The organism is [Clostridium] symbiosum ATCC 14940 (assembly GCF_000466485.1).
Lineage (GTDB): Bacteria > Bacillota > Clostridia > Lachnospirales > Lachnospiraceae > Otoolea > Otoolea symbiosa.
Genome location: NZ_KE992851.1, coordinates 1 through 4,323, shown reverse-complemented (window position 1 = coordinate 4,323; position 4,323 = coordinate 1). Strand labels below are relative to the sequence as shown.

The 4,323-nt window shown below is 40.8% G+C and carries 6 protein-coding genes and 2 tRNA genes; 3 read left to right on the top strand and 5 right to left on the bottom strand.

Going from position 1 to position 4,323, the window contains the following annotated elements:
- Window positions 1-100 precede the first annotated feature (100 nt).
- Window positions 101-757, bottom strand: coding sequence for a MarR family winged helix-turn-helix transcriptional regulator (locus tag CLOSYM_RS05570; protein ID WP_044902162.1), 657 nt, complete (start codon window positions 755-757; stop codon window positions 101-103).
- Window positions 758-1,048: 291 nt separating this feature from the next.
- Here CLOSYM_RS05570 and CLOSYM_RS05565 point away from each other — a divergent pair, with 291 nt between their 5' ends.
- From CLOSYM_RS05565 to CLOSYM_RS05555, 3 genes are read left to right on the top strand one after another with little or no spacing between them, the layout of a single operon-like run.
- Window positions 1,049-1,579 carry a DUF4489 domain-containing protein gene (locus CLOSYM_RS05565; protein ID WP_003504638.1) on the top strand — a complete coding sequence of 177 codons (531 nt, stop codon included), beginning with the start codon at window positions 1,049-1,051 and terminating at the stop codon, window positions 1,577-1,579.
- Between the two features lie 30 nt (window positions 1,580-1,609).
- Window positions 1,610-2,191, top strand: coding sequence for a DUF4489 domain-containing protein (locus CLOSYM_RS05560; protein ID WP_021641298.1), 582 nt, complete (start codon window positions 1,610-1,612; stop codon window positions 2,189-2,191).
- A 24-nt stretch (window positions 2,192-2,215) separates the two neighbouring features.
- A complete protein-coding gene (locus tag CLOSYM_RS05555) occupies window positions 2,216-2,947 on the top strand; it encodes a DUF6232 family protein (protein ID WP_021641297.1) in 732 nt (243 codons plus the stop codon).
- Window positions 2,948-3,107: 160 nt separating this feature from the next.
- Here CLOSYM_RS05555 and CLOSYM_RS05550 read toward each other — a convergent pair whose 3' ends face one another.
- From CLOSYM_RS05550 to CLOSYM_RS05535, 4 genes are all read right to left on the bottom strand, one after another.
- Window positions 3,108-3,464 (bottom strand): hypothetical protein, encoded by a 357-nt coding sequence (locus tag CLOSYM_RS05550; RefSeq protein ID WP_003511141.1) that lies wholly within the window; start codon window positions 3,462-3,464, stop codon window positions 3,108-3,110.
- Window positions 3,465-3,631: 167 nt separating this feature from the next.
- Window positions 3,632-3,913, bottom strand: a complete 282-nt coding sequence (locus tag CLOSYM_RS05545) for a hypothetical protein (protein ID WP_021641295.1) — start codon at window positions 3,911-3,913, stop codon at window positions 3,632-3,634.
- Window positions 3,914-4,089: 176 nt separating this feature from the next.
- Window positions 4,090-4,161, bottom strand: a tRNA-Gly gene (locus CLOSYM_RS05540).
- A gap of 11 nt (window positions 4,162-4,172) precedes the next feature.
- Window positions 4,173-4,247: transfer RNA gene (locus CLOSYM_RS05535), tRNA-Pro, on the bottom strand.
- Window positions 4,248-4,323: the final 76 nt, after the last annotated feature.

Sequence of the window (4,323 nt, the reverse complement as noted above, 5' to 3'; positions counted from 1 at the left end):
CCATGTTCAAAACAGGGCCTTGCCCTAACAAAAATTAAGTCCTATGCGTTTTTCTCGCATAGGACTTATCTCCATAAATAATATGGTGCCTTTGGGTATTCTATTTTCTTTCTCTGCCGCCAAAGAAGCTAAATCCATTTCTGTCTGGCACAGGCCCATCGTAATCGGGAGAGAAGCGCTCCGCACCCGGTATATTATCTGGCTTTGCTTCTCGTCCAAAGGAGCCAAAGGCTCGTTCACGCATGGATATCAATTGCTCAAATTGTTCATCGCCCATACGTTCTCGTGCTTTGTCCATCCAATCTGCCACTGTGTCCTCGTCTTCGCTTCTACCTTCCATTCGGAAAGCAGCAATAATCCTGTCTAAATATTCTCCGAATTGTTGCAATTCTTCCGGCGACAGGCAACCGAGGAACTCCTGATAATTTGCTTCTGGTTCCTGCGCTTCTTTCCCTTTTTCTGTCAAATGCACAACCATGACCCGCCTGTCTTTCTCAGATGGTCTACGCTCCACATAGCTGTTTTTTTCCAACTTCTTCAACAGCTCATTCAGCGATTGCTGGCGGATGCCCAGCAGATAAGCTAAATCCTTTGTAGCAATTTCCGGCTGGATTTTCAACATGGCAAGAATGCGCCCCTGACCTCTTGTTGAGTCGGCAAATCTTCCAGATTCCGCTTGACTGAACATCTGGCGGCGTTTCATGAGCCATTGCAGTGTGGACAGCTTCTCATAAGTAGCTGTATACATATCGTTCATATTGTCCCCTTCCATTTTATACAGGTACTTGTATATTTAATTCTCATTATACACTCTTCAAAAAATTTGTCAATGGTACCTGTATAAATTTTTCGGAAGTTTGCCCTTCACTGCGATGGTATTATCCTATACACTGTGTTTTAGCTCCCAAAATCTCAAAAATAGGCCAATCTTATACAGCTTGGAAGAAACTTTGTCCCGGGCAGGAACTTTCTTCTATTTTTTTAATATACTGTAGTATACCACGAGGGTATTAAAATAAATAAAATGAAATTCTATGGAGGTTCCATTATGAGCGATAACTATAACAATTGTGACTGTGAGCAGAGAGAGTCCTATGACTGTGACTGCAAATGCTGCTGCGACTGTGAAAAAGTAAGACCTATCACACCTAACAGAACAACATTAAAATGCGGCTGTCCAGGCGCTGTCACACTCCCGCTAGCCACTATAGCAGGTACGAATTTTACCGTATCTACAGTCACCGTAGATACAAAAGGGTTCCGCAAACCATGTATTAAATTTGAATTTGCCAGCAATATTGTAACAACTGCCGCCGTTTTAACTCTTAACCTGCAGATTTTCAAGCAGTGTAAAAATCAGCTTGTTCCTATCCCAGTAGGACCAGTTTGGACATTTTCACGTTTAGTAGCAGTAACAGCCAGTGACGCATTCTCCTTCTTTGTATGCGACTGTGATATCTGCGATACAGAATGCTGCACTTACAGTGTCGTAGCAACCGTTGCCGGTATCGCAACCGTTGGTGTTACTTCTATCAATAACGCAACTCTTTCCGCTATCATTGTTGACAACTGTGATTGACCAATAATGTAGTACCGAAAAGGAGCAGCTATGTATTATAGTTTATTTGGAAGATATCATTATCCAGGTACCAGAACATGTAACTGCTTTCCTCAGAAATTTAAGCAACAAAATAATAACATTGGACAATGTAATCCCCCCGTCCAGAGTAACTGCTCAAAGCAAGCAACAGACAAATTCTGCAAAGACAGCTTATATATAAAAAGCTCAGCTTTCGGGGGATTTATATTGCCTGAAGGTACAGAAAAGGGAGCCACATTACATGTGGCTTCTCTTAATCTGAATACTTTAAATCATGAGGATTTTGTTGTCCAGTTAAATTTTTCCTGTAATATTATCACAAGTAAAATAAAGCTGCGGCTAAGGTTTCAGCTTTTTAAGCAGGAAAAGGGACAGTGCCTTCCCACTCCTGTCAGTACCGGCGTATTATATTACAGGGACAAGGAAAGTTCCGAGGCAAATAGTTTTACCTTATCGGCATATGATTGTGATTCGGAAGCCAGTACATGCTGCAACTATAGCGCCTGTGTAGGAGTTGAAGAATTTGCAACAGGAGGAAGCGTCATAATTGCAAACCCTATTTTATCCGCAACTATAGCAAATACAAATTGATATAAATTATGGAAGGATCTAACTATGTCAGTGAAAAAATATCAAGATAACAACTATAAAATATCCAACATTAGTATAAAAGATAACCTTTTAAGCTGGGAAATGCATTCCGTACCGGTATCAGGGATCACCCAGATATGGGCAGGAATAAAGCCCGCAGCCCCCTTTCCGTTCAAATTATTTCTTATTCTATTATTTATAGCCTTATCCGCCCAAACGGTTGCCGGCCATATTGCCATGTTGATTCTATTCGCTTTCAGTGCTGCTCTGTGGCTGTATTATCATCGGCCTGATAAAAATATGAATCAAGTGAATATCAAGCTCCTTTCCGGTGATGTTATTACGTTTACAAGCAGCGATGAAGAATCCCTGGATTCATTCTATAGAGCGTTACAGGAATTCTTGAGCAGACGTGGTTCAAGTATTGAATTTGATGCAGACGGGAAAAAAATTGAAACGGTTGAAATTGAACCGGTTAAAGAATCATCCGGAATAATGGGGATGGATAAAAAAAGCACCTCAAATAATCCTTTAGTCAATGATTTACGAAAACTATATCTGGGATACTCAAAAAAGTCAGATACGAACAGTGAAATTTTACATCTCATCGACAATACTGCCCGATTAATTGAAACGGATGACAAGGAAGGACTGAAATCCACGCTAAGGGAATTTATATCCCAGGGACTGATCGGCGAGTGTAATGAATTAGGGCTTGATTCGTTGATACAGGAAATCAAGAATAACATTTATTAAAGGTATAAGTTTAAAATGAAAAATACAGGCAAAAGTCAAAGCTAAGGCCGGTTGGCAGCATTCTGTACAGATGCTAAGCCCCCCGGCCCCTTTATTTAATATGCTGAGCCATACGCAGAACATGCATGTTTATAGAACGTGCAGCTCTTTAGCTCCATGTTTAAATGCTGTCAAAATAGAAATAATTTGTATTTAGCATCGATATTGTGACATATGGATTTCCAAGCTTTTTCTTGACATCGAGAACTATCTTACGAAATGCATGGTAGTATACTTCTCTGTCTCTGCAAAGGACGGGATTTCGTGTTGCTATGATTCTTACCCCGATACTGTCCATGCCGCACCGATCTATAGTATCACATATTAACTCCATGGATTCGATTACTCCATTTATAAACACTCCGCATCCTGCTTCTTCAACTAATGCAGCTGCAATCCATAATTTTTTCACATCCGTTATTCCAAACTGCTTATCACCCACGCTGTAAAAATTCACAATATATCTTTCGGTTTCCATTCTGAACTTCCTTTTTCTAAAAATATATTTCCCCACAATCTAATTTATTCGGTAAAAAGGCCCGTACAGTTCCCGGGCCAGCCAAATTTATGGGTTTTTCTAAATAAATATGTAGTGCCAGTGTAAAAATATTACACTGACACATGGACAAATCAGGTTCTGATCAATTAGGTTACAATTCGGGTCACAGTAAATCCATCTGTTTTTTGAAGAATTGCAAACTGGCTGTAAGATGTACCGGATGATGAGTAGGAATCTGCTTCCTCAGTTTTACCAGGAGTATATACGTTGGCAGTTATCTTAGTAAGCAGACAAACGCCCCGGCTTCCGGCCGTCCAGCTTCCCCAGGGAGCTATTTCAAAATGATCGCTGGAACAGGCTGCATACTTCACTGTACCTTTTACAGTATAATTGGTGGAGTTCACTATATGAACCTTTGGATATGCCATAAATTTACTTCCTTTCCTTTTTTAGAAGCTTGTCAGGCTTCTAAAATATTATATGTTTATGGCTGACATTTGTGAATCCAAACGATAACCTGCACGCCCTGTGCACAGGTCACCGCCTTCAATACAAAAAACGCAGGATACCTTGCTGTTACAAGATTCCTGCGTTAAATAAAAAGAGCGCGAGACGGGATTCGAACCCGCGACCCTCGCCTTGGCAAGGCGATACTCCACCACTGAGCCACTCGCGCATATATTAGAATCGGGGTGACAGGATTCGAACCTGCGACCTCCTGGTCCCAAACCAGGCGCTCTAGCCAAGCTGAGCCACACCCCGTCATCCGTTTCTCTATATTATCATATTCAATTTATAAATATAACATATACCTTCAAAACCACATATTGAAATTTCA

Coding starts and splice junctions, on each gene's coding strand:
- CLOSYM_RS05545 (WP_021641295.1), bottom strand. CDS start 3,913: ATGGCATATCCAAAGGTTCATATAGTGAACTCCACCAATTATACTGTA.
- CLOSYM_RS05550 (WP_003511141.1), bottom strand. CDS start 3,464: ATGGAAACCGAAAGATATATTGTGAATTTTTACAGCGTGGGTGATAAG.
- CLOSYM_RS05570 (WP_044902162.1), bottom strand. CDS start 757: ATGAACGATATGTATACAGCTACTTATGAGAAGCTGTCCACACTGCAA.
- CLOSYM_RS05565 (WP_003504638.1), top strand. CDS start 1,049: ATGAGCGATAACTATAACAATTGTGACTGTGAGCAGAGAGAGTCCTAT.
- CLOSYM_RS05560 (WP_021641298.1), top strand. CDS start 1,610: ATGTATTATAGTTTATTTGGAAGATATCATTATCCAGGTACCAGAACA.
- CLOSYM_RS05555 (WP_021641297.1), top strand. CDS start 2,216: ATGTCAGTGAAAAAATATCAAGATAACAACTATAAAATATCCAACATT.